Source organism: Corallococcus sp. EGB (genome assembly GCF_019968905.1).
Lineage (GTDB): Bacteria > Myxococcota > Myxococcia > Myxococcales > Myxococcaceae > Corallococcus.
On sequence record NZ_CP079946.1, the window covers coordinates 2,882,458 to 2,904,364 of the forward strand.

Genomic DNA, 21,907 nt, shown 5'->3' on the forward strand with positions numbered 1-21,907 from the left:
GTCGACCTCAATCCGAGCCTCGCGTCGGTATGGGTCGCAGGCACCCCCGGCGCAGGTCGAGGTGCAGCATGAGCACGCCCACGCCCGCCATGACGGCGCTGGAGCAGGTTCGCGCCCTTGTCACCCGCCACCGCTTCCGCTGCGCCGGGGAGGCCCTCCTGCAGGAGGCGCTCGCCCAGGTGCTGACGGAGGCGGGCATTGCCTTCCAGCGTGAAGTGCGGCTGGGGGAGGCGGGCCGCATCGACTTCCTGCTGACGGAGGCCCACGTCGGCCTCGAAGTGAAGGTGGACGGGGGCCTGTCCGAGGTCACCCGCCAGCTTCTGCGCTACGCGGAGCGGGAGGACGTTCACGCCCTCCTGCTCGTCACCACCCGCAGTCGCCACGACAGCTTGCCGGCCCTCATGCAGGGCAAGCCCGTGCGCGTCGCCGTGTTGAAGGGAGGCCTGCTGTGAAGACGTTCGGGACGGTGCGCCTGGAGGCGCGGAAGCTGGGCAGCCGCGGCGGTGCGCGGCCTGCGTGGGTGGTGCAGGCGGAGCCCCATGTGGCGCTGCGCCTGAAGCGCGTCTTCGACCGCATCAACAAGGGGGACGTCGGAGAAGTCCTCCTGGCGGCCACTGCGGAGACGGCGCGCGAGCTGGAGTGGTTCCTCGAGCGCTACCCCATGGAGGTGGTGGGGAAGGAGGCGAAGGACTTCCTCCGGCACGGCGCGCGCGAGCACGCACGGCGCGAGGCGCAGGTGGCGGAGCTGCTGGCGGCCGAGTACCAGGCGCCCGACTTCGCGATGAATGTCCCGCCCCGGGAGTACCAGCGGAAGGCAGCGGACATGTGGCTGCGACTGCAGCGGCTGTTGCTCGCGGACGACGTCGGCCTGGGGAAGACGGCCTCCGCGCTGACGGGCTTCACGGACGCGCGCACGCTGCCGGCCGTGGTGGTGACGCTGACGCACCTGCCCCGGCAGTGGCAGCGCGAGCTGGCGCGCTTCCTGCCGCGCCTGCGCGTGCACGTGGCGAAGCGCGCGACGCCGGAGGACGTCACCCGGGGGCGCGGCGGGAGGAAGCTGCCGTGGCCGGACGTCCTCGTCCTCAACTACCATAAGCTGTCCGGCTGGGCGGACACGCTGGCCAACGCGGGCGTGCGCTCCATCGTCTTCGACGAGTGCCAGGAGCTGCGGCGCGGGCCGGAGTCGGACAAGTACCGGGCCGCCCACTACCTGGCGGAGCGCACGCCCTTCGTCATCGGCCTGTCCGCCACCCCCATCTACAACTACGGCGGGGAGATGTTTCACGTCCTCGACGCCATCAAGCCCGGCGTCCTGGGCACGCGTGAGGAGTTCAGCCGGGAGTGGTGCACCGGCGTGGACGACAAGCTCAACTTCAAGGACCCGCGCGCCTTCGGCACGTACCTGCGCGACGCGGGACTCATGCTGCGCCGCACACGGCAGGACGTCGGGCGGGAGCTGCCGTCCCTCGCGCGCGACGTGCATACCGTCGAGTCGGACACGCGGGTGCTCGACGAGGTGCAGGACAAGGCCGCGGAGCTTGCCCGCATCATCCTCGCCCAGGGTGGGGTGAAGCCGGAGGAGCGACTCCACGCGTCCGGGGAGCTGTCCTGGCGGCTACGGCAGGCCACCGGCATCGCGAAGGCGCCCTTCGTCGCGGAGTTCGTCCGCATGCTGGTGGAGAACGGCGAGCGCGTGCTGCTCTACGGCTGGCACCACGAGGTGTACAGCATCTGGCGGGAGCGGCTCGCGGAGTACTCCCCGGCCATCTTCACCGGCCAGGAGAGCCCCGCGCAGAAGGAGGAGCAGGCGAAGCGCTTCAAGGACGGGCAGACGCCCATCCTCATCATGTCGCTGCGCGCGGGCGCGGGACTCGACGGCCTCCAGCACTGCTGCCGCACGGTGGTGTTCGGCGAACTGGACTGGAGCCCCGGCGTGCACGAGCAGGCGTGCGGCCGCGTCCACCGCGACGGCCAGACGGACCCCGTCATGGCCTACTTCCTGGTGTCCGACTCCGGCTCGGACCCGGTGGTGGCGGACGTCCTCGGCATCAAGCGCAACCAGATGGAGGGCATTCGCGATCCGCAGGCCAGCCTCATGGAGCGGCTGGAGACGGACGAGGGCCGCGTCCGGAAGCTGGCCGAGGCCTTCCTGAAGAACCGGAGGGCGGCATGACGTCCGCGAGTCCCTTTCGCATCGAAGGCCCTGCCGTCATCAGCTTCAGCGGTGGGCGGACGAGCGCGTACATGCTCCGGCGGATCCTCGACGAGGGGCTCCAGCCGGATGTGCACGTCCTCTTCGCCAACACGGGGAAGGAGCGGCCGGAGACCCTGGATTTCGTCCACGAGTGCCAGACGCGCTGGGGTGTACCAGTGCGCTGGCTGGAGCGGCACCATGGACAGGGCGACGTGCCGTCGTTCACCGAGGTGACGTACGCCACGGCCTCGCGTCAGGGTGAGCCCTTCGCTGCACTTCTCCGGGAACGGGGCTTCCCTCCGAACCCCATCATGCGGTTCTGCACCACAGAGCTGAAGGTGCGGGTGATGAAGACGTTCATGCTGGCCCAGGGCTACGAGCACTGGACCAACGTGGTGGGCCTCCGTGCGGACGAGCCCGGGCGCGTCGCGAACGGTCGCGCGACGGAGGGGAAGGAGCGCTGGGACCTCGCCTATCCGCTTTTCGATGCCGGCATCCGCAAGGACGACGTCATCCTTTGGTGGAAGAAGCAGCCCCACGATCTCCAGCTCCGGTCCTGGGAGGGCAACTGCGACCTGTGCTTCCTCAAGGGGCAGTCTAAGCGGCTCCGCATCATGGAGGACCGCCCCGACCTTGCGGAGTGGTGGATTGCCCGAGAGCGGGACCTGGGCGCCAGCTTCCGTGTGGACACGCCTACCTATGCAGCGTTGCTGCACCAAGCCCAATACCAGGGACGCTTCTTCAGTAACGACCTCTTCAACGAGCAGCTCCCTGACGACCCCACGGACCTCGGCGACTGCGTGTGCCTGGAGGCGGCATGAGCCGCTGCGACGCCACCATGCGCGTCCCCATCTTCGGGGTCACCGCGCCGCAGCCGTGGGCGTGGAGCATTCAGGTCCGCAACGCGCCGGTGCTCAACGTGCACCGGACGCCGCCAGCGGACGTGCTGGGCGCCTACGTCGCGGTGTGCGCGGCGGAGTACGTGCCGGGGCTCAAGGGCTGGATGGCCTCCGACCCGGGACCCGGTGTCAGCGCACCGCCGACGAATGAGCTGCCCACCTGCGCGATGGTGGCGGTGGGCCGCATCTCGGCGGTGTCGCTCTACCCGGACGCCGACCGGCAGTCGCGCTGGTACGTGGGGCCTGCCGGGCTGTGGCTGGAGGACGTGGTGGCACTGCCGAATCCGGTGGCCTGCGACCCCGGCCCCGCGGACGTGCTGTGGGAGGTGCCCGCGCAGGTGCTCGCCCGCGTGCGCCTCGCCTTCGGCGTCGTCGTCCATGCGGACACGGCGCGCTGGGCCGCCTACGAGGACCTTGCCGCGCGCTCCGGAGGCCGTGAGCCCGCCAGCCTCCGCGACCGTGTCCTCCGGAAGTGTGCCTGCCGGAGGGCGATGACGAAGTGCCCGACGTGCCGGGCCTGGCGCTGCACAGCGCCTGGCTGCCCGCCGCACACCTGCGCCACGGGGGTATCGCCTTGAGCCGCTGCCGCCTCCCCGCCGTGCGCTGCGAGCACTGCGGCGCCACCCGCCTGGGCGACGCCATCACCGACGACGGCAGGCCGTCGCCTCACGCGCCGCGCGTGGCCTCGGAGGCCGTGCGCGCTTCCCACCCGGGCCCCTGGCCCACCTGCCGGCACGGCATCGCGGCGCTGGCCGACTGCATGGACCGGCCTGTCCCTCCCGCCTGCTGCCCTCCGCTCACCCTGGACACGACACCATGAGCATCTGCCCCACGCCTCCCGCTCGCCCGCGTCGTCGGCCCGTCCCGCCGCCGCCCCCGGAAATCGCCGAGGGCGAGCCGGTGCCCCCGGGCATGGTGCGCCTGCTGTCCGGCCAGCTCGTCAGCGAAGAGGAGGCGGACCAGTTGATTCCCGGCGAGCTGCCGCCCGAGGCGCGTTGGCCGGAGGAGGCCGCGACCGCCCAGGAAGCGCCCGAGGCGCCCACCTACCGCCGCGAGCCCGCGGGCGCGTGCTGCGCACACACTTTCGATCCGGAGGCGCTGCACGACGAGCTGGACGCCCTGCGCGCCCAGGTGGCGCAGCTGCGCGAGGACCTGGCACGCAGCGAGGGCCGCGCCGAAGGGCTCGCGCGCGCCATCGCGTTGCTGGCCCCGTCCCTCGCTGTCCCCGCGCCCGTCCCCAGCGTGTCCCGTCCCGCTATCCCCATGGTTGTCCCCCCTGTCCCCGGGGACAGGGGGGACATGTCCCCGGGGACAACAGGGGACATGAAGGGGGGTAGGGGGGAAACAGCAGCAACAGCGTCGAAAGACGAAAAGCGGAGAGAGTACGAGAGGTTGAAGAAGCAGAAGCAGAGAGAGAAGAAGCGAGCTGCTGCTGAAAGCGCGCGCGACGTGTCCCCTGTCCCCTGTCCCCTTGTCCCCGGGGACATGTCCCCTGTCCCCCTGTCCCGAGCCGGAGGGGACACGTCCCCGGCAGCCCCTGTCCCGGTGGCCCCCGTCGTCCGCAAGGCACCGCCGAAGTGGATGGAGGACGACGCGCCGAGCCCGGACAAGGTGTTCTTCGCGTGGACTCAGGAGGAGCGCTGCCGGCGCTTCAGCCGCGCCATCCCCGAAGCGCCCCCGCCGGGCTGGGCCACGTGGTACGCGGACGCGCTGGCTGCCGTCGGAGGCGACGAGGGGCGCCTGCGCTCGGCCTGGCTCGCGTGGCTGGAGGACACCTGGGGGCAGTCTCGCCAGCCGGTGTGCGCCGCCCGGGCCTTCATCGGCGCCGAGGTGTGGCGCCGGCACGTCCCGGGGCAGGGCGGGGCCGAGGCGGGCGGCGCGCAGCTGTCCCCGGCGGAGGCCCGTCGCCGCGCGCAGCTGAGCGTCGGCCGCGGAGAGGAGCCGAGTGCCCCCTGTGCCACCGGGTGCGGGATGGCGTCCTCCCTGGTGGTGTGGGGGCACCCGCTGTGCCGGGCCTGCGCGGCGCGGCTGGAGGCGGACGTGCCGCGTCTCACGACGGACAGCGTCTCGGGCTGGGTAGCGTCCCGGGCGCGTGGAGCAATCCCTGCCGCCCTGGAGGCGAGTCCATGAGCTGCCCGTCTCTCTTCACCCCGCCGGATCTCCTCGCCGCGCACGCCTCGTGGGGCGCCAACTGCGGCCCGGGCGCGCTCGCGGCGGTGCTTGGCGTTCCCGTCATGGGGCTGCGGACGTACTTCCCGAAACCGTGGACGACGCCCACGGTGATGCAGGCTGCGCTGACGGCGCATTCACGGCGCTTCCAGGTGCACCAGGGTTTCCCGACGGGCGACCTGCTGGGCCTGGCGTTCGTCCAGTTCCGCGGCACCTGGGACACCGCGCCGGAGCGCGCCCAGTACCGCCACACGCACTGGGTGGGCCAGAATCGCGCGGGCGCGTGCCTTCACGTCTACGACGTCAACGCCGGGGACGCAGGCGGTTGGCTGTCGTCCGACGCGTGGAAAGCGCTGGTGCTCGCGCCGCTCATGGCTCGCAAGCAGGGCGCGTCGGGGCTGTGGCGTATTCGAGTCACCCTGGAGGTGATGCGGTGATTCTCCTGGCATGCGGAAGCAGTGGGCTGACACTGAACCACTTGCCTGCGCTGCGCGCGCACATGCGGCGCTTCGCCGCGCACCCCGGGACGCGGCTCATCCACGGTGCCGGGGACGCGCGGAAGACGGACGAGCCCGAGGCCTTCGGCGCGGATCGGCTATGGGAGGTGGCCGCCTGCCTGGAGTGGCCCTGGTTCCGAGTGGAGGACGTGGAGCGCTTCCCCGCGGACTGGAAGCGGGACGGCAGCCGCGCGGGCCCGCAGCGCAACGAGGTGATGCGGGACGCCCTGCGCGCACTCTCGGCCCAGGGCCAGCGCGTGGGCTGGGTCGCCGCGCACACGGACCCGGGGCTGGGGCGCGGGACGAAGCACATGGTGAGCCTGTGCCGCGCCGAGGGGTGGCCAGGGCGGGCGCTCATCCTGGACAAGGCCGGGCACCTCATCCGCGAGGTGACGTCGTGACGTCCTGCCGGAAGCACCCCGACCTGGACAAGGCGCTGGCCCACGAGAGGGCGCGGGTAGAGGAGCTCTCCGAGCGCGTCCGCCGCCTCGCTGAGGCTCTGGACAGGTACGGCGCCCACCAGCGCGGGTGCCGCCTGCCGCGCACCCACGGGCGGCTCGCCTGTACCTGCGGCCTGCACGAGCGGATTCGCGAGGGAGGTGTGCGCCCATGAGTTGCATCAAGTTCGAGGTGCCGGTGGAGACGGTCAACACATCCAACCGGCGCGAGCACCACATGCAGCGCCACAAGCGCGCGAAGGGGCAGCGCGACGCCACTCACCTGCTGTGGCCGGGCTGGAGCGGCCCCGCGCTCCTGGTGGTGCGCCTGACGCGCGTGTCCCCGAGGACGCTCGACAGTGGGGACAACCTCCCCATCGCGATGAAGAGCATCCGCGACGAAGTGGCGCGGCAGCTGCGCCTGGACGACGCCTCCCCTCTGGTGCGCTGGGTGTACGCCCAGGCCCTGGGGGCACCGTCCGTCCTGGTGGAGCTCTCCTGGGGAGATGATCCACTCGCTGCGGCAGTCCGCGCCCAGGACGCGCTGGCCCTGCCTCCGCCTCCGGTGCCGCCTGCGGCTGCCGTTCCCCGCGCGCCCAGGGAGCGGAAGCCCAACGCCGCGAAGAAGGCCCCGTCCCGTCCGCTGCGCGGGCTCGCGGCCCTCGCCACGTCGGCCAGCTACCCGGGAGGGAAGAAGCCATGACGTGCCGCCGTGGGGACCTGCGCGAGGAGGTGGGTCGCATCCGCGCCGCCCTCGCCGCCGGGTACAGCGTGGCGCACCTGGCCCGGCTCTACGGGTGCCGCAAGAGTTCCATCGAACTCATCCGCGACGGGCACGTCTACAAGGACTTGCCGATGCTGGAGCCGCGGCAGGGTGCGAAGACGGAGGGCGGGTAGCCATGGCCTGCCGCGAGCCGGAGCAGCTCCTGCTGCCGCTGGAGGCGCCCGCGCCCCGAAAGCGCAGGAAGGCGGAAGACGGCGTGCCCCTGCGCGGGCGCGGGTGCGAGGACGCTCGGGAGGCTCGGCGTCTGGCTGCACTCGCCCGCGCATTGCTACGCCGCGGCGCCACCGTGGACGCCGTACATGCGGAGACCGGCGTTCGTCGCAACACGCTCCATATGATGCGCAGTCGCCTCCGCCGGGTGCGGGAGGATCAATAGCCAGTGTTTTCAGCGTCCGCACGAAGTCGATGCAATGCCTCTGGCGAAACGATGGCATCAATCACCGCCAGCTTGGCGAAGTGCGCGCCGAGCAGGCGGTGATTTCCGTCGCTGACAATCCACCCCAGCGAGGGCCAGTATGTGACATCAATCGGTTCGACAGGCGTGCCAGCCTTGTACTGGTTGCAGAAGTATTTCACGCGCGCGAGATGGTAGCTCTTGGGGCGTAGGGGGTTGTGCACTTTCCCGCCGTCATCGGCAGGGACGGATGCCTCCGGACCATTCCCCGCGATGTATGCGGAGAATTCGTCCTCGGAAATCAACTCGCCAAGATTGGCCGCTTGGAGTTGCAGTGCTCTTAGCGAGTTCCGGTAGAGGTCCGAAACCCTGAAACGCTCAATAGAATTTTCGCCCATTGGGGAAACGTAGCATGGTGAGACGGCTGTCCAAGAGATTGGCCAGCCGGTGGCCGATGAACGCACTGGCTTGTGGGCCCTTCGCGCTACCCATAGCGCAGGAGGGCTTGATGAAGCCGTGGGTGAAGACGTTGGCCATGGAGGCCGCTCGGGGCGTCCTGGCGGCGCTTGGCAGTGCGGCAGGGCATGCCCTTGCCTCGTGGGTATCAGAACGTTCCGCGCCGCCGGAGCCATCCCCGAAGGCGCGGCGCGTGCCTCGTCGGGCGAAGCGGCGGAAGGGCTCGTGATGCTGCCCGCACCGTTGCTAAGCGGCGTGGCTTGGCTGGTTGTCGCGGCGGGCGTCTGCATGACGGTCGCACTGTGCATGGCCATCGCCTCGCTGGCCATCGAGTGGAGCCTCAAGCGTCTCGGGCTGTGGAGGGACATGGTGTCGGCCCTCTTCGACCTCTGGGAGAGGCGCCGCCGCGAAGCGCGCAACCCGAAGGCAGGCGCGCCATGAGCGAGCGCCGTTTCCCCTTCCTCGTGACTCAGAAGGACCTCGACAATCGGGGGCCCAGGACCATCCCGTGGAGCCTGGCCGAGCGAGCCTACGCCGAGTACTCCCGGCGCTTCGGCACCAGCCAGTCGTTGGATGTGCTCGCGTCGCGTGGTGGGTTCAGCATCTACGAGATGGACCTATTCGTGCCCGGCTGGCGGAGGGAGTTGGGGCTGTGAGGTCCTGCTCCTGCTCTCCGCGCCGCCGAGCATGTCCACCTGCTGTGCCCGGTGCCAGAGTGTCCGTCCGGCGTGGATCTGCCGCGCGGTTACCGCCAGGGTGAGGACGGCAGTCGCTGGGCCTGCGTCTTCGTCCCTGGGCACTGGTGGGCCTGGGTGCCGTGGGAGTCCGTCCGTGCCGGAGGTTCAGGGGGACGGGGTGCATGCGAAAGGATTTACTGACCGACTGCTGACCTGGGGACCACCGTGATCAGCACATAGCAATGAGGGCACGAAATCATGGCCAGATTCGGACCCGTATAAGAGATCGAGAGGCTGTGGATTTCGCGGGCGCACTTCGGGCACTTAGGCGTCATTGTTGTTCCTGACAGTTGTTGTCCCCAGAGGGATAGAGGGGCCGAGTCATAGCAAAAGCCGCCAGCCGGAGAAGGCGATGCTTCTGTGCGTTGGGTACGAGCTTGGCACGGTGAGAGGGCATGGCCTGCTGCCGTAAACCACCGATGCCAGAGGATGCGGAGTCGGATCCGCGGGAACTCGGTCCGGGCCGGACAGAGGAACTGCCGCCCGCGCAGATCCGGCGCCGGCAGCGGGCCCAGGCACTGGATCTCCTCAGCGAGGGGGGGCACCACAGCGCCGTCCTGGAGCGCTTCCCCAGGCTCACCTACGCAGGACTGAAAAAGCTTGCTGCCTGCGCCGGAGTGAAGCTGCCGCGCGGGCGGTGGCTAGCGAACGGCCCTCCGGGATAGAGCGGGGCTCCGGGTGGCACGGACGCCAGTTTCGACAGTGAACCACCCAGGGTGATAGACGCTCTGGGGAGAATGTCCATGGGAGCGGAGATCCCGGAATGAACAGACGCCGCAGCGGGGAAGGTGGGGCTGGGTCGGGATCGGAACTCTCCGAGGATCAGCTCAAGGCTGAGCTGCTGGCCCGCCTTGGACAGCTGTCGTACCTCGAGCTCCTCACTCTGACCCTGGACATGGCGCTGGGCTCCCGTGCCACCGTTGGGGCGCGAGGCTCCCGCCCTCGCAGTGTCATGCAGAGGGTACGCCCCGCCGTAGGCGAGGTGGTTGACTGGACCAAGGTCAAGGCGACGTGCCCCAGGTGCGGCAAGACTGGCCGGGTGCAGCCTGACTTCGGCACGGCTCGGCGCCGCAACGGCACCGTGCGCCCCCAGTCCCATTGTCGCGCCTGCCGTAAGCAGGGCACCCCTACGCCCAAGCCGTAGGAGGGCATTGGACGCCCGCCGCAAGACGTGTCGCAAGGGGCCGGATTGCGCCTGTTAGAACGAGAAGCGGGCCGGCCGCGCCAACGGCCGGGCCCGCGAGTTCCAGGAGCGCCAGGGAAAGCACCGCTGGGGACACTACCCATACCCGCCGCCGGGGACATTTCGCGCGGCCAGGGGAGGACTCCATGCCGTGCCTGACGAAGGAGCAGCGCGAGGTGAAGCGGACGCGCGCCCTCGCCATCCGAGAGAAGAATCCCAACTTGTTGGCGCCCAAGGTGCCGGTCTGGTGCCCGTCGCCGTCAACCAGGAGGCCCGCGCCGCCGCCACCGCGTGGCACGTGGAGGGGGGGCACCGTCTTCCTGCCGCTTCACGCCCCCTGGCGAGACAGGTACATCGCCGCCCACGCCTCCGCCCCGAAGGGCGAGGGCATGGACGCGGTGGACCAGCAGTTGCAAATCCTCCTGCGTTGGCAGTCCGGCACCTCCGAAGCCCTCTACAGTTACTCGCTCGCGAGTCTCGTGGGGCTGGGGTGACGTCAGGGACCGCCAGAACCAGGCGGAGGCGGGGCGCGGCCGGTGACTTTCGAGCCTGCCCACCCCATGGATCCTGCGACGAAGAGCCCGAGAGTAAGGGCCGATTGCTGATCGATGACCTTCTGCTGAATGGCGAAGACTCCACCAGCGATGAGGAACACCAGAGCAATGGTCCAGGTGAGCATCAGCCGCCCAACCATCTTGTCGCGGGTGGCATAGAACTCCCAGGAGCGTCTCTGGTTGTCGAGTGCTCGCTCGTGGGCGTTCTTTTCCTGGAGCGTGTTGAGGTCCGGCTGCGCCGCCATGAACTTTGCCCTTGCCTCAATCGCTGTCGTCGCGAGCGGCATGACTGCCTGGGCTACCGTGGTGATGAGGTGGATCACGTCAGCCATGCTGACGTCGTTGTTGGCGGCCTTTGCCTCCGATTGCTTCTGCTCGTGGGCGGCTGGTGTCAGCGAAGGCGTGGCTGTTGAAGTGAGGGCCGTGCCTTCAGTTCCCGGTTGAGGGTTTGTTGCGTCCATGGTCTTTCGCAGTGGCTTGCAAGAAATTGCGTAGCCGTGGCGTACCATTGCCCCTCCGGGATGCAGGTGACAAGACGGGAGGAGCGTCGCTAGCCGCGAGGCATGGGTAAGCCTCGCCCCTCCAGCGCCCCATTCTCCAGCCGCGCCGCCGTCGCCCGGGCGGACGCCACGCAGAACCTGGCCACTGGACTGGGCGTCGCCGGGCACGACTCGCGCACGGCCGTGGTGCCGGTGGTGCAGCGCCGGGCGCCGACGTACTGGGAGGCTATGTGGCGCGCGGACGTGTACTCCGCCCGCATCATCGAGAAGCCCGCAGAGGCGATGACGATGAGGCGCGGGGACGTGCGCCTGGGGAGGACAAGGCCCCGGAGGGGGCGTGATGTCGGTACTTGTTACAGTGGAAGGTGTCGGGCGATCGGCATGAGTTGAGCCTGTAGCCGTCGCTCGATGCTCTCGAGGTTGCTGGTGAGCTCCATGTCGTGGAAGGCGAGGCTCGTGCCAGGTTCCCACGTCGCAGAAGCTTGGATCGTATGACTGCTGCGGCGCTTGAGGCTGCGGAGATATCGAGAGTACCGACTGTGAAAGTCGGCATTGACGTCCCACAGGTCTCCAAGTGCCTCTACCACGCCAACCGGAAGGTGAATGACTGCGAGTGGCCAGGCCTTCACCAATTCGTTCATTGCCGTGCGAAGGTTCTCCATAGGCTCGCGCGTCGCGCTGAGGAAGTCCTCGGCTGCGTCGCGGTTGCTGGGCTCAAGGGGATCAGACTCCCCCGGGCCGTCGCCCATTGTGAAGGGGTGACGTACGGCCTCGATTCCTCGGACAACGTGGAAAGCAGCGACCCAGACTTGCTGTGCGATGTCCGCTCGCTTCTCCTCGCGCTTCGTTTCCCGGAATCCCCGGATGGTATTTGGGATGGTGCTTGAGGCCGCCCACGCCGCGAGCGCGACTGCTGCCAGTCCCCCAATACCCCCGAGAATGTTCCCGAGTGCTGCTAATTCGTTCCAGCCCATTTCGACTCCTTGTCGGAGTCGTCTTAGGCGTGGAGCGTGGGGAGTGAAAGGGGACCAGTCGCGTCCACGCCCTCCTGCGGCGCTCGCTCACGCCCGGACGTGGCGCATCTCGTGCGCGCCGCCCGGGCGTGAGGCACAGTAGGAGCGTCCATGGCCTCCTGCCGCTCTCCAGACCAGTGCTCCGAAGGCGACTGCACCCGGCCCCGGGCGCCGCGGCACCGGCGCTGCTACGGGCACCTCATGCGGCAGCGGCGCGGGCAGTCCATGTCGGAGCCGCTGCGCGAGCCCTACGCCACGCCCTGGGAGCGGCTGACGGCCGCGGCGCTGGCCTACGCGGAGGCGGACGACGGGGACGAGGAGGACTTCTCCCGCGCCCAGGACCGGCTCCGGAAGGCGGCCCAGGCCTACGCACAGAAGGAGCCGCCACCGGCAGCCCAGGTAGAGGCGGCCCCCCGCGCACCGCGGAAGAGGACGGAGCCAGAGGGCCAGCTCGCGCTCTGGGGCGACGACGCGGACAGCCAGGGCTGAGGTCGTCAGCCGCGTTCGCTGGCCCCCTTGGGACGCGGGCCGCCGTAGTCGCAGTCGGGGCACCTCCAGTCCTTACGACCTGGGTTGGGCATTGCGCGGGTGTGCTTGCAGGACTCGAGACGCTCGATGCGTTGGCGTAGCTCCTCCAGGCCTGCGCACCAGTGGCGCGCAGAGGGGCGGTTGTGGGTGCGGCAGGCGGGGCAGTAGCGCGGATAGTCGGACACGGCTTCTCCAGGGGATGGTCCGGCGGGAAAGTCGCCGGTGCCCACGAAGAAGGGGCGGCGTCCCGCGCCCGCGCCGGACGTTGTCCACGCGACACCGGAGACTCGGCGGCGTGGGAAGCACGCCCCCTCGCAAGCCCAGCACGCGCCGCAGCCGGAAGGCCCCGGCGGATGAGTCGCGCGCGCAGGCGCTGACGGCGAAGCAGGAGCGCTTCGTCCAGGAGTACCTCCTCGACCTCAACGCCACCCGGGCCGCTCGGGCCGCCGGCTACTCGGAGCGCACCGCCGAGTCGCAGGGCAGCCGGATGTTGAGGAATGTCAAGGTGTTGGAAGCCGTGGCCGCGGCCCAGAAGGCTCGTGCTGATCGCGTCGAGGTGAAGGCGGACGACGTCCTGCGCGAGCTGCTCCTCATCGCCCGGACGGACATCGGCGACGCCTTCAGCGAGACGGGCGCCCTGCTGCCGCTGAAGGAGATGCCGGCCCACCTGCGTCGGGCCATCTCCTCCATCGAGGTGGAGCAGCTCACCGTGGACGGCGAGGCCATCGGCACCGTGGCCAAGGTGAAGCTCTGGGACAAGCCGAAGTCGCTGGAACTGCTGGGCAAGCACCTGCGCCTCTTCGTCGACAAGGTGGAGACCACCGTCCAGTTCAGCCACGAGGACGCGCTGGGGGAGCTGGAATGAGCGCCCGTGCCCGCCGCCACGCGGCCGAGCCGTCCCACCAGGGCGCGGCCCCGGCGCCCCTCTCCGCCCGAGAGAAGGCCATTCGCCAGCGGCTGAAGGACGACTTCCCGCACTACGCCTCGCGGTGCTTGCGCATCCGCCCGAAGGAGGTGACGGGCGGCGAGCTGCCGTCGCTGAAGCTGAACCGCGCGCAGCTGTACATCCACGAGCGTCTGGAGGCGCAGCTGAAGCGCCGGGGCTACGTGCGCGCCATCGTCCTGAAGGGGCGGCAGCAGGGGTGCAGTACGTACGTGGAGGCCCGCTTCTACTGGAAGGTGAGCCACCTGAAGGGCGTGCGCGCCTACATCCTCACGCACGAGGACGCGGCGACGGTGAATCTCTTCGACATGGCGAAGCGGTACCACGACCACGTTCCGACCCTGGTGAAGCCCTCGACGAGCGCCTCCAACGCGAAGGAGCTCCTCTTCGACAAGCTGTCCTCCGGCTACAAGGTGGGCACCGCGGGCGCGAAGGGGACGGGCCGCTCCTCCACCATCCAGTACTTCCACGGCAGCGAGGTGGCCTTCTGGCCGAACGCCGCAACGCATATGCGCGGCGTCATGGAGGGCGTGCCGACGGCGCCAGGCACCGAAGTCATCCTGGAAAGCACCAGCGACGGGCCCCAGGGCCTCTTCCACCACCTGTGCATGGCAGCGCAGAAGGGGGAGAACGACTTCGAGCTCATCTTCGTGCCGTGGTTCTGGCAGGAGGAGTACCGGCGCGAGGTGCCGCCGGGCTTCGAGCGCACCAGCGAAGAGGAGCGGTATGCCGCCCTCTGCCGCGAGGCGCACGGCTTCGAGCTGGACGACGCGCAGCTCGCCTGGCGCCGGGCGAAGATTTCCGTCTACGAGAAGGGCATCCACGACTTCCGCCGCGAGTACCCGGCGACGGTGGAGGAGGCCTTCAAGGCCGCTGCGCTGGGCGCGCTGTGGACTCAGGAGACGCTGGAGCGCGCCCATGTCCCGGAGAAGCCGAAGGACGCCGAGGGCAACCCGCTGCCCATGGTGCGCGTGGTGGTGGCGGTCGACCCTGCCGGCGGCGACGGACCCGCCAACGACGAGGTGGGCATCGTCTGCGCGGGCAAGGCCAGCAACGGCCACGCCTACGTCTGGCTGGACGCCAGCGGGAAGTACTCCGCCGAGGCCTGGGCGGCGAAGGCGTTGGCCGTCTACGAGAAGGAGAGCGCGGACGCCATCGTCGGCGAGAAGAACTTCGGCGGCGACATGGTGGAGACGAACCTCCGCGCGAAGGCCCGCGAGACGAAGAAGCACGTCGCCGTGAAGGTGGTGACGGCCTCGCGCGGCAAGGCGAAGCGCGCGGAGCCGGTGGCGGCCCTCTATGAGCGCGGGATGGTGCACCACGTGGGGCGCCTCGCTGCCTTGGAGGACGAGCAGATGACGTGGGTGCCCGGGGAGTCGAAGTGGAGCCCCAACCGCATGGACGCGGCGGTGTGGGCCCTCACGGAGCTGATGCTCGGCGAGGGCACGGCCACTTTCCAGGTGAGGAGCTACCGGTGATGGCCTGCCGCCCGCCCGCTGAAGAACCCGTTGAATGCCGCGCTGGTGCGCGGATGGAGCCGCACGTGACTACGAAATGTGCAGAGTACGTCTCGGCCCCGGCGCAGTCGGGGCACGACGCGCTGGTGGAGAGCGTCGTGCGGGCTGTGGACGCCGCACTGACGGGGCACCCCGCGGGGACGCGCCACCAGGCGCTGGGCGTCATCCGCCGATTCTGCTCGACCGCCACGGAACCGTTGTGGCCGGACGCCATTCAGGCCCGCAAGAGCGAGGAGCGGGTCCAGAGCATCAAGGATGCGCTAGCCGAGGGCTTTGCCCAGCAGAAGAAGGGCCCGCCCGTCTCGAGCGCGGAGGAACGCCGAGTGCACGCGGCCGTTGCCGCCCGCTTCGAGGCCATTCTCTTTCCGGGGAGGAGCCCCTGGCACTCAACGCCGGATGGCCTCATTGGCGAGGTGGCGACACGCGTGGCCGATGCCAGGAAGCTGAGGGCCGAAGTCGGCGCCCTGGCCCAGCAGCTGACGGACATCCTCTACCCCGGATCATCCAAGCCGGACCTGAGTCTCCAGGAGTTGATGGCCGAGGTGGCGCGCCTTCGCGAGAACGCAGGACGCTACGTGTTGAGCGAGGACCGTGATGCTGTTGAGCAGCAGGTCCGCGACAGCACTCGTGCCGAAGTCGCTGGACACCTGTCGTCTGTCCTCTACCCGGGAGATGCCGCCAACCCTGGCGCGGAGCGGGAGACCCGGCCCCTGGCGCTGGAGGCGGTGCTGGCCGAGGTGGAGCGCCGGCTGCGCAACTCCCCGGGCAGCACCGCCGACGAGTGGGAGGCCGCGTACCGCTACCTGGGCGAGATGGGCGTGCCCTCGACGGATGCCAACGGCGCGGACGTGCCGCTCGTCGAGCGCGTGCGGCAGTTGCTTGCGCGTGAGCGCGACGCAGCGCTGGAGGAGGCGGCGCTTGCGGCGCTGTGCGGAATCCACGGCACCACAGACCCGGAGCGCCACAAGGCCGCACGAGACATCCGCGCCCTGAAGTCACAGTCGGCACTGGAGGGCGCGGCCGTGAAGAGCGTCCACCAGCGCCTCCGCTCCGTGTCCGAGCAGGGCGTGCCCTCCCGGACCAGCGACGACACGGCCGACGTGCCGCTCGTGGAGCGCATCCGGCAGCTCCTGGTGCGCGAGCGTGACGCCGTGCTGGAGGAAGTGGCGGTGGAGACTGAGCAGCACGCAGCCACCCAGGATTGGTGTTCGAAGACGACGGGCTTCGAGGAGAACCGCGCGAAGTACACGGCCCGGGGCGAGGCCCTCAAGGACTGGGCCCGGGATGTCCGGGCGATGAAGTCGAAGCCCGCGTCCGAGACGCCCACCGAGCCCATCCACAACTTCGGGTGGGCGTTGGCGCAGATGCGCGCGGGGAAGAAGGTGCGGAAGCCGTCCATGATTCTCCCGCGCTTCATCTACCTCGACACCAGCGACGGGGAGCAGATCCTCATGGCGGGTGGTGCCACTCTTGGCATGGTGACTCAGGACTACCTCCTCGCCACCGACTGGGAGGTGGTCGAGTGAGCACGGCGTACGTCTCCGACGGCTACCGCGTGCGCCTGGCGCCCGGCGTCCTGGCCAAGGCCCTGCGCCTGGCGCGGGTGCGCGCCCCGCTGGAGACAGGCGGCCTGCTACTGGGCGCCGTAGTGGACGGCGAAGCCTGCGTGCTCGCCGTCACCGGACCCGGGCGGAAGGCCGTGCGCAACCGCTTCGGCTTCGAGGCGGACCGGGGCCGGGACAATCGCCTCCTGGCCCGGGTGCGTCCGCGCCTGCACTGGATCGGCGACTGGCACACCCATCCTGGAGGGAGTCCGATTCTCTCCGGCACGGACGAGGAGGCCGCGCGGTCCGCGCTGAGCGACAAGCGCGGCTGGGTGTTGGAGATGGTGGTGGCCGGCAATCCCAGCATGCGTGAGCGCCTGCAGGTAGGGCTCTTCACCGCAGTGCGCGGCGAGGCGGCCATCCGCCGCATGGAGCCCGCCGAATGAGCGCCGCCGACGTCAGCACCCCCAGCAGTGCCTACCGGGCCATGCAGCCCGCGTGGGCACTCGTCCTGGCCCTCCTGGGCGGCACCAGCACCATGCGCGCCGCCGGGCGCACGTACCTGCCGCAGTACCACGCGGAGGAGGACGCGGCGTACAAGGAGCGCCTCCAGCGCGCCGTCCTCCTCAACGTCTTCGGCAAGACGGTGCGCAACCTGGCCGCGAAGCCCTTCTCGAAGCCCGTGCGCCTGGGCGAGGCCGCCCCGGAGCCGCTGCGCGTCCTGGTGGATGACGTGGACAGGCAGGGGAGCGACATCACCGCCTGGGCCCGCGGCGTCTTCCGGGACGGCCTCGGCAAGGGACTCGCCCACATCCTCGTGGACTTCCCGGCGGTGGACCCGGAGACGGTGAAGACGCTGGAAGACGAGCAGCGCGCCGGCCTCCGCCCGTACTTCGTCCACGTCTCCGCCGAGTCCCTCATCGCCGCATACGCCGAGACGGTGAATGGGGTGGAGGTACTCACCCACGTGCGCATCCGCGAGAGTGAGACGCGCCGGGACGGCTTCGAAGAGGTGCAGGTGGAGCGGGTGCGCGTCCTCGAGCGCGACAACTGGGCCATCTACGAGCGCAGTGGCACCAGCGAGTGGGAGGTGGCGGCAAGCGGCCCCAACACGCTGGGCTTCGTGCCCCTCGTTACTTGGTACGCCGGGGAGCGCACCGCGCTGTGTGCCGCGAAGCCGCCTCTCATGGACCTGGCGGACAAGAACGTGGAGCACTGGCAGTCCGCGAGCGATCAGCGGAACGTCCTCACCGTGGCGCGCTTCCCCATGCTGGCGGCCTCGGGGCTGGAGCCGGACGGGGGCGGGGAGGGCGGCAAGGGCGCGGGGAAGGTGCCAGTGGGGCCGCATGCGCTCCTCACCACCAGCAGCCCGCAGGGGAAGTTCTATTACGTGGAGCACACCGGCGCGGCCATCGCTGCCGGGCGGCAGGACCTGGAGGACTTGAAGGACGAGATGGCCATGTTGGGCGTGGAGCTCCTCGTCCGGAAGTCGGGCTCCACCACGGCCACTGAGAAGTCCATCAACACCGCCCAGGCCCACTCCGAGCTGCAGGCCATGGCGGAGTCCTTCGGGGACGCGCTGGAGTTGGCCTTCTACTTCGCGGCCCGGTGGTTGGCCTTGGAGGTGGACGACGCGAGCCTGAAGGTGGAGGTGAACACCGACTTCGGTATCTCCGAGGGTGACGCCCAGGGACTGGACGTCCTCTTCAAGGCGCGCGCTGCCCGGGAGATTTCCCGCGAGGCCTTCCTGTCGGAGCTGAAGCGCCGCGGTGTCCTCATGGCCGACTTCAACGTGGAGACGGACGGGGAGCGCCTGGCGAGCGAGGGCCCCGCGCTTAGCAGCCTCCGCACGGCGCCGGCGGCCGGTGCCCAGGCGCCGCCGGGGCAGGGCGCCGGAGGTGAGCGGTGAGCACCGCCGACCCCACCGCCAACGAGGAGCTGCTGGAGCGCTCCGTCGCGCATGCCGTCCAGTTGGAGCGCTACAAGGCGGGCGTCGCCCGGCGCGTGGTCGCCCTCCTCAACGACACGGAGGAGCGCCTCACGGAGCAGCTCGCCGCGCGCCTCCAGGCCATCGAGGACGCGGGCGGGTACGACGCCGGACACGAGACGACGGAGCGCATTGCGGCGCTGCTGTCCGAGGTGCGCATCCTCCGGGCCGGGGCCTACGCCGCCATCGCCAGCACGCTGACGGAGGAGTCCGCCTCCTTCGCGGCGTACGAGGCGCGGTGGCAGGTAGCCCTGCTGGAGGAGACGCTCATCGTGGACGTCTCCATCGCCGCGCCCACGGCGGAGGTGCTGGAGGCGGCCGTCTTCTCGCGCCCGTTCAACGGCGCGCTCTTCGAGACGTGGGTGGCCGGCATGGAGCCGGCGGACCTGGCGCGCATTGAGCGCACCATCCAGGCAGGTGTGGTGGAGGGGCGGACGACGCAGCAAATCGTCCGGGACCTCGTCAGCGGGGACGGGGCACTGGAGGACAGCCGCCGCGGCGCGGAGGCCGTGGCGCGCACTGCCCTCAACCACGTGGCCACCCAGGCCCGCGAGGAGGTGTACCGGGCCAACGAGGACCTGGTGCGCGAGGTGCGCTGGGTGTCCACGCTGGACGGGCGCACCACGCTGCTGTGCGCCTCCCGTGACGGCCACACCTTCCCGGTGCGCGGAGGCCCGCGCCCGCCTGCCCACTGGCGCTGCCGCAGCACCACCATCCCCGTCATCGACGGCGTGCGCCTCGTGGGCGACAGGCCCACCGTCCGGGACACCCGCGACAGGCGCAGCCGGGAAATCGACTTCCGAGCCGAGGCGAAGGCGAAGGCTGGCGAGGCCTGGAACGACATGACGGAGAAGGAGCGCGGCGCGTCCGTGCGGCGGATCCGCGAGCGCTGGGCCCGGGAGAACATCGGCTCCGCGCCCAAGTCCCTGTCCTACGAGGACTGGCTGCGCCGTCAGTCCAGCAACTTCCAGGACGAGGTGCTGGGCCCCGCGCGCGGCCGCCTCTTCCGCGATGGGGGGCTCAGCCTCGGCAGTTTCACGGACGCCAGCGGCAAGACGCTCACCCTGGATGAGCTGCGCACCGCCGAGGCCGCCGCTTTCAAGAAGGCACAGCTGTAGTCGGCCCGGTGGGCCGAGAAAGGCAGACACGTGGATTTCGAGTGGCAGCACGAGTTGGAGACGCTGGACATCGTACCGGAGAAGTTCCGCGGGCTGTACGCGAAGGGGGAGGGGGAGGGCGCGAAGTACACCCTCGACGCGGACCTGGTGAAGCGCACGGACACCACCAGCCTCAGCACCGCGCTGAAGAAGGAGCGCGACGCGGTGAAGGAACTGCGGGCCCAGGTGGCTGGCTACCAGAAGCTGGGGAAGACGCCGGACGAGGTGGAGAAGCAGATGGGCGAGCTGCGCGCGCAGCTCGCCGAGGCGCAGAAGGGGAAGGAGGGCGCGGCCGCGTGGGAGAAGCAGCGTGCGGAGCTGGAGTCCGGGCACGCGAAGTTGCTCACCGAGAAGGACTCCACCATCGAGCGCATGCGCACCACGTACCACCAGCGCGTCGCGCGCGCGGAGTCGCTCGCCGCCATCGCCGACGCGAAGGGAAGCACGGCGTTGCTGTTGCCTTACGTCGAGCGTTATGTGAAAGTGATTGAGGAAGACGGCGATTTTCTGCCTGTCATCGTGGACGCGAAGGGTGAGCCTCGCGAGCACAAGACGGGTGGCTACGTGACGCCGAAGGACTTCGTCGCGGAGCTCAAGAAGAATGCCGACTTCGCCCGGGCCTTCGACGGTTCGGGCTCCTCCGGCAGCGGGACGCCGCCGGGGGGCAAAACGGGCGGGATGCCCGGCGGTGAGAAGCTCACCTCGACGCAGCGGATCGCGAAGGGGTTGGCGGAGTTGAAGTAACCGTTTCAGGTGTGCGGGATGCGGCCTGAAGCAAACCGGGCGGGATGCCCGGACGCAGCCACTCTCTTTCCAAACCAGACGCGTCCACAGGGCTTTCCCCAGCCCTCGCCGTAGCGCGTCCGCCCACCCGTCTTCTTTTCCCTCTCACACGAGGAAGAAAGCCTTTCCATGCCTTCCGTCATCCTTTCCGAGGCGGCCAAGCTGTCGAACAACGACCTGGTCTCCGGCATCATCGAGAACATCGTCACGGTGGACCGCTTCTTCGAAGTCCTCCCCTTCGAGCCCGTCGAGGGCCCCGCAGCCGTCTACAACCGGGAGAACGTCCTGGGCGACGTGCAGATGCTCGGCGTCGGCGGCACCATCTCCGCGAAGGCGGCCACCACCTTCACCCAGGTGACGAGCCCCCTGAAGCGCATCGTCGGCGACGCCGAGGTGGACAACTTCATCGAGGCCACGCACTCGGACACGACGGACCAGCTCGCCGTGCAGGTGGCCGGCAAGGCGAAGGCGGTGGGCCGGAAGTACTCCAGCCTCCTCATCAACGGGACGGGGGCCAACGACGAGTTCGTGGGCCTGCTCGGCCTCGTCAGCGCCGGCCAGACGCTGACGGCGGGCGCCAACGGCGCGCCGGTCTCCTTCGATTTGCTGGACGAACTGCTGGACGCGGTGAAGGCGAAGGACGGGAAGGTGGACTTCCTGATGATGCACGCGCGCACCATCCGCTCGTTGAAGGCGCTGCTGCGCGGCCAGGGTGGCGCCGGTATCGTCGAGACGCTGAAGCTGCCGAGCGGCGAGGAGGTGCTGGAGTACGAGAACGTCCCCATCTTCCGCAACGACTGGATGCCCATCAATCAGACGCAGGGCAGCAGCACGACGTCCACCAGCATCATCGCGGGCTGCCTGGATGACGGCACCCGGCGCGTGGGCATCTCCGGCCTGCACGCCAAGAAGGCCATGGGCATCCAGGTGAAGAGCATCGGCGAGTCCGAGACGAAGGACGAGTCCATCACCCGCGTGAAGTTCTACTGCGGGCTGGCCTGCTACAGCGACCTCGCGCTCGCTGTAGCGAAGGGCATCACCAACTAGCAGTGGCGGGCACAGGGCTGGGAGGGGACGCCGCGCGCGTCCTCCCGGGCCAGTGTGCCCCCGCGCTGCACCTCTCAACCTCTCGGCCGGCGCTCGCTGGCCGCCTTCCCTAGGAGTACTTCGTGGCTGCGAATCGTTTCGTGGAAGTGGAACTGGTGGGCCCGCGGGCGGGGACGTCGTGCGTCCTCGCGGGCTTCGAATTCGTGGGCGGCGTGGCGCGGGTGCCGGCGGAAGCGCAGTCCGCGCTGGACATCCTGGCGACGTACCACTCGGCGTACCCGCGCGACTCGCGGGACTTCGAGGCTGCCCAGGCGAAGTGGGAGGAGCACCAGCGCAAGGGCGGCTCCGCGGGCGAGACGTCCAGCGCGAAGGAGGTGGCGCGCGCCCGCGAGGCGATGGAGGACCTCCAGGCCGAACTGGAGGCTTCGCGTCGTGAGCGCGAGGAGCTGGCGGCCCGGCTGGCGCGGGCGGAGGCGCTGAAGGCCACCGGCACCGCGGCGGCCCCCGAGGCGCCCGCCACCGACGCACAGGAGAAGGCGCCTAAGGCCGGCAAGGCGGCGAAGTAGCCCGCGCGCGAGGACCTG

At 69.9% G+C, this 21,907-nt stretch carries 26 protein-coding genes; 23 read left to right on the forward strand and 3 right to left on the reverse strand.

What is annotated here, in order from left to right; genetic code table 11:
* The first annotated feature begins 68 nt into the window (after window positions 1-68).
* The 10 genes from KYK13_RS12350 (at window position 69) to KYK13_RS12395 (ending at window position 7,093) form a co-directional block, all read left to right on the forward strand.
* A complete protein-coding gene (locus KYK13_RS12350; protein WP_223644307.1) occupies window positions 69-452 on the forward strand; it encodes a hypothetical protein in 384 nt (127 codons plus the stop codon).
* On the forward strand, window positions 449-2,173 hold the full coding sequence (locus KYK13_RS12355) for a DEAD/DEAH box helicase (protein WP_223644309.1): 1,725 nt from the start codon (window positions 449-451) through the stop codon (window positions 2,171-2,173). Before KYK13_RS12350 ends, KYK13_RS12355 begins: the two co-directional genes overlap by 4 nt.
* Entirely contained in the window at window positions 2,170-3,015 is an 846-nt protein-coding gene (locus tag KYK13_RS12360; RefSeq protein ID WP_223644311.1) for a phosphoadenosine phosphosulfate reductase family protein, read from the forward strand. The genes KYK13_RS12355 and KYK13_RS12360 overlap by 4 nt, the downstream gene beginning before the upstream one ends.
* A complete protein-coding gene (locus KYK13_RS12365; protein WP_223644313.1) occupies window positions 3,012-3,671 on the forward strand; it encodes a hypothetical protein in 660 nt (219 codons plus the stop codon). The genes KYK13_RS12360 and KYK13_RS12365 overlap by 4 nt, the downstream gene beginning before the upstream one ends.
* Window positions 3,668-3,913: a hypothetical protein gene (locus KYK13_RS12370; RefSeq protein WP_223644315.1), complete on the forward strand. Its 246-nt coding sequence runs from the start codon at window positions 3,668-3,670 to the stop codon at window positions 3,911-3,913. The genes KYK13_RS12365 and KYK13_RS12370 overlap by 4 nt, the downstream gene beginning before the upstream one ends.
* Window positions 3,910-5,223: a hypothetical protein gene (locus KYK13_RS12375; protein WP_223644317.1), complete on the forward strand. Its 1,314-nt coding sequence runs from the start codon at window positions 3,910-3,912 to the stop codon at window positions 5,221-5,223. Before KYK13_RS12370 ends, KYK13_RS12375 begins: the two co-directional genes overlap by 4 nt.
* Window positions 5,220-5,699 (forward strand): hypothetical protein, encoded by a 480-nt coding sequence (locus KYK13_RS12380; protein ID WP_223644319.1) that lies wholly within the window; start codon window positions 5,220-5,222, stop codon window positions 5,697-5,699. Before KYK13_RS12375 ends, KYK13_RS12380 begins: the two co-directional genes overlap by 4 nt.
* 41 nt (window positions 5,700-5,740) lie before the next feature.
* On the forward strand, window positions 5,741-6,160 hold the full coding sequence (locus KYK13_RS12385) for a hypothetical protein (protein ID WP_223644321.1): 420 nt from the start codon (window positions 5,741-5,743) through the stop codon (window positions 6,158-6,160).
* 208 nt (window positions 6,161-6,368) lie between these two features.
* Window positions 6,369-6,899: a hypothetical protein gene (locus tag KYK13_RS12390; RefSeq protein WP_223644323.1), complete on the forward strand. Its 531-nt coding sequence runs from the start codon at window positions 6,369-6,371 to the stop codon at window positions 6,897-6,899.
* The gene (locus KYK13_RS12395) at window positions 6,896-7,093 is read left to right on the forward strand and encodes a hypothetical protein (RefSeq protein ID WP_223644325.1); all 198 of its coding nucleotides are present in this window, start codon (window positions 6,896-6,898) and stop codon (window positions 7,091-7,093) included. Before KYK13_RS12390 ends, KYK13_RS12395 begins: the two co-directional genes overlap by 4 nt.
* A 256-nt stretch (window positions 7,094-7,349) precedes the next feature.
* Here KYK13_RS12395 and KYK13_RS12400 read toward each other — a convergent pair whose 3' ends face one another.
* Window positions 7,350-7,772 (reverse strand): hypothetical protein, encoded by a 423-nt coding sequence (locus KYK13_RS12400; RefSeq protein WP_223644327.1) that lies wholly within the window; start codon window positions 7,770-7,772, stop codon window positions 7,350-7,352.
* Window positions 7,773-8,118: 346 nt separating this feature from the next.
* Here KYK13_RS12400 and KYK13_RS12405 point away from each other — a divergent pair, with 346 nt between their 5' ends.
* From KYK13_RS12405 to KYK13_RS12415, 3 genes are all read left to right on the forward strand, one after another.
* The gene (locus KYK13_RS12405; protein ID WP_223644329.1) at window positions 8,119-8,271 is read left to right on the forward strand and encodes a hypothetical protein; all 153 of its coding nucleotides are present in this window, start codon (window positions 8,119-8,121) and stop codon (window positions 8,269-8,271) included.
* Entirely contained in the window at window positions 8,268-8,486 is a 219-nt protein-coding gene (locus tag KYK13_RS12410) for a hypothetical protein (RefSeq protein WP_223644330.1), read from the forward strand. The genes KYK13_RS12405 and KYK13_RS12410 overlap by 4 nt, the downstream gene beginning before the upstream one ends.
* Window positions 8,487-9,896: 1,410 nt before the next feature.
* Window positions 9,897-10,244, forward strand: coding sequence for a hypothetical protein (locus tag KYK13_RS12415; RefSeq protein ID WP_223644332.1), 348 nt, complete (start codon window positions 9,897-9,899; stop codon window positions 10,242-10,244).
* A 2-nt stretch (window positions 10,245-10,246) separates the two neighbouring features.
* Here KYK13_RS12415 and KYK13_RS12420 read toward each other — a convergent pair whose 3' ends face one another.
* Together KYK13_RS12420 and KYK13_RS12425 are read right to left on the reverse strand one after the other, a co-directional pair.
* A complete protein-coding gene (locus KYK13_RS12420) occupies window positions 10,247-10,765 on the reverse strand; it encodes a hypothetical protein (protein ID WP_223644334.1) in 519 nt (172 codons plus the stop codon).
* A 392-nt stretch (window positions 10,766-11,157) separates the two neighbouring features.
* Window positions 11,158-11,778 carry a hypothetical protein gene (locus KYK13_RS12425; protein WP_223644336.1) on the reverse strand — a complete coding sequence of 207 codons (621 nt, stop codon included), beginning with the start codon at window positions 11,776-11,778 and terminating at the stop codon, window positions 11,158-11,160.
* A 150-nt stretch (window positions 11,779-11,928) separates the two neighbouring features.
* Here KYK13_RS12425 and KYK13_RS12430 point away from each other — a divergent pair, with 150 nt between their 5' ends.
* The 10 genes from KYK13_RS12430 (at window position 11,929) to KYK13_RS12475 (ending at window position 21,889) form a co-directional block, all read left to right on the forward strand.
* Window positions 11,929-12,306: a hypothetical protein gene (locus tag KYK13_RS12430; protein ID WP_223644338.1), complete on the forward strand. Its 378-nt coding sequence runs from the start codon at window positions 11,929-11,931 to the stop codon at window positions 12,304-12,306.
* 334 nt (window positions 12,307-12,640) lie between these two features.
* On the forward strand, window positions 12,641-13,210 hold the full coding sequence (locus tag KYK13_RS12435; RefSeq protein WP_223644341.1) for a terminase small subunit: 570 nt from the start codon (window positions 12,641-12,643) through the stop codon (window positions 13,208-13,210).
* Window positions 13,207-14,766, forward strand: a complete 1,560-nt coding sequence (locus KYK13_RS12440; protein ID WP_223644343.1) for a hypothetical protein — start codon at window positions 13,207-13,209, stop codon at window positions 14,764-14,766. The genes KYK13_RS12435 and KYK13_RS12440 overlap by 4 nt, the downstream gene beginning before the upstream one ends.
* 65 nt (window positions 14,767-14,831) lie before the next feature.
* On the forward strand, window positions 14,832-16,331 hold the full coding sequence (locus KYK13_RS12445; protein ID WP_223644345.1) for a DUF2829 domain-containing protein: 1,500 nt from the start codon (window positions 14,832-14,834) through the stop codon (window positions 16,329-16,331).
* Window positions 16,328-16,795: a Mov34/MPN/PAD-1 family protein gene (locus KYK13_RS12450; RefSeq protein ID WP_223644347.1), complete on the forward strand. Its 468-nt coding sequence runs from the start codon at window positions 16,328-16,330 to the stop codon at window positions 16,793-16,795. Before KYK13_RS12445 ends, KYK13_RS12450 begins: the two co-directional genes overlap by 4 nt.
* Window positions 16,792-18,258 carry a DUF4055 domain-containing protein gene (locus KYK13_RS12455; RefSeq protein ID WP_223644349.1) on the forward strand — a complete coding sequence of 489 codons (1,467 nt, stop codon included), beginning with the start codon at window positions 16,792-16,794 and terminating at the stop codon, window positions 18,256-18,258. The genes KYK13_RS12450 and KYK13_RS12455 overlap by 4 nt, the downstream gene beginning before the upstream one ends.
* Window positions 18,255-19,454 (forward strand): minor capsid protein, encoded by a 1,200-nt coding sequence (locus KYK13_RS12460; RefSeq protein ID WP_223644351.1) that lies wholly within the window; start codon window positions 18,255-18,257, stop codon window positions 19,452-19,454. The genes KYK13_RS12455 and KYK13_RS12460 overlap by 4 nt, the downstream gene beginning before the upstream one ends.
* Window positions 19,455-19,484: 30 nt before the next feature.
* A complete protein-coding gene (locus KYK13_RS12465) occupies window positions 19,485-20,237 on the forward strand; it encodes a hypothetical protein (protein ID WP_223644354.1) in 753 nt (250 codons plus the stop codon).
* A gap of 168 nt (window positions 20,238-20,405) precedes the next feature.
* Window positions 20,406-21,323 (forward strand): major capsid protein, encoded by a 918-nt coding sequence (locus KYK13_RS12470; RefSeq protein ID WP_223644356.1) that lies wholly within the window; start codon window positions 20,406-20,408, stop codon window positions 21,321-21,323.
* Window positions 21,324-21,445: 122 nt separating this feature from the next.
* A complete protein-coding gene (locus tag KYK13_RS12475) occupies window positions 21,446-21,889 on the forward strand; it encodes a hypothetical protein (protein ID WP_223644358.1) in 444 nt (147 codons plus the stop codon).
* Window positions 21,890-21,907: the final 18 nt, after the last annotated feature.

Coding starts and splice junctions, on each gene's coding strand:
- KYK13_RS12380 (WP_223644319.1), top strand. CDS start 5,220: ATGAGCTGCCCGTCTCTCTTCACCCCGCCGGATCTCCTCGCCGCGCAC.
- KYK13_RS12350 (WP_223644307.1), top strand. CDS start 69: ATGAGCACGCCCACGCCCGCCATGACGGCGCTGGAGCAGGTTCGCGCC.
- KYK13_RS12455 (WP_223644349.1), top strand. CDS start 16,792: ATGAGCGCCGCCGACGTCAGCACCCCCAGCAGTGCCTACCGGGCCATG.
- KYK13_RS12425 (WP_223644336.1), bottom strand. CDS start 11,778: ATGGGCTGGAACGAATTAGCAGCACTCGGGAACATTCTCGGGGGTATT.
- KYK13_RS12400 (WP_223644327.1), bottom strand. CDS start 7,772: ATGGGCGAAAATTCTATTGAGCGTTTCAGGGTTTCGGACCTCTACCGG.
- KYK13_RS12395 (WP_223644325.1), top strand. CDS start 6,896: ATGACGTGCCGCCGTGGGGACCTGCGCGAGGAGGTGGGTCGCATCCGC.
- KYK13_RS12410 (WP_223644330.1), top strand. CDS start 8,268: ATGAGCGAGCGCCGTTTCCCCTTCCTCGTGACTCAGAAGGACCTCGAC.
- KYK13_RS12405 (WP_223644329.1), top strand. CDS start 8,119: ATGACGGTCGCACTGTGCATGGCCATCGCCTCGCTGGCCATCGAGTGG.
- KYK13_RS12440 (WP_223644343.1), top strand. CDS start 13,207: ATGAGCGCCCGTGCCCGCCGCCACGCGGCCGAGCCGTCCCACCAGGGC.
- KYK13_RS12470 (WP_223644356.1), top strand. CDS start 20,406: ATGCCTTCCGTCATCCTTTCCGAGGCGGCCAAGCTGTCGAACAACGAC.
- KYK13_RS12360 (WP_223644311.1), top strand. CDS start 2,170: ATGACGTCCGCGAGTCCCTTTCGCATCGAAGGCCCTGCCGTCATCAGC.
- KYK13_RS12430 (WP_223644338.1), top strand. CDS start 11,929: ATGGCCTCCTGCCGCTCTCCAGACCAGTGCTCCGAAGGCGACTGCACC.
- KYK13_RS12390 (WP_223644323.1), top strand. CDS start 6,369: ATGAGTTGCATCAAGTTCGAGGTGCCGGTGGAGACGGTCAACACATCC.
- KYK13_RS12415 (WP_223644332.1), top strand. CDS start 9,897: ATGCCGTGCCTGACGAAGGAGCAGCGCGAGGTGAAGCGGACGCGCGCC.
- KYK13_RS12420 (WP_223644334.1), bottom strand. CDS start 10,765: ATGGACGCAACAAACCCTCAACCGGGAACTGAAGGCACGGCCCTCACT.
- KYK13_RS12365 (WP_223644313.1), top strand. CDS start 3,012: ATGAGCCGCTGCGACGCCACCATGCGCGTCCCCATCTTCGGGGTCACC.
- KYK13_RS12375 (WP_223644317.1), top strand. CDS start 3,910: ATGAGCATCTGCCCCACGCCTCCCGCTCGCCCGCGTCGTCGGCCCGTC.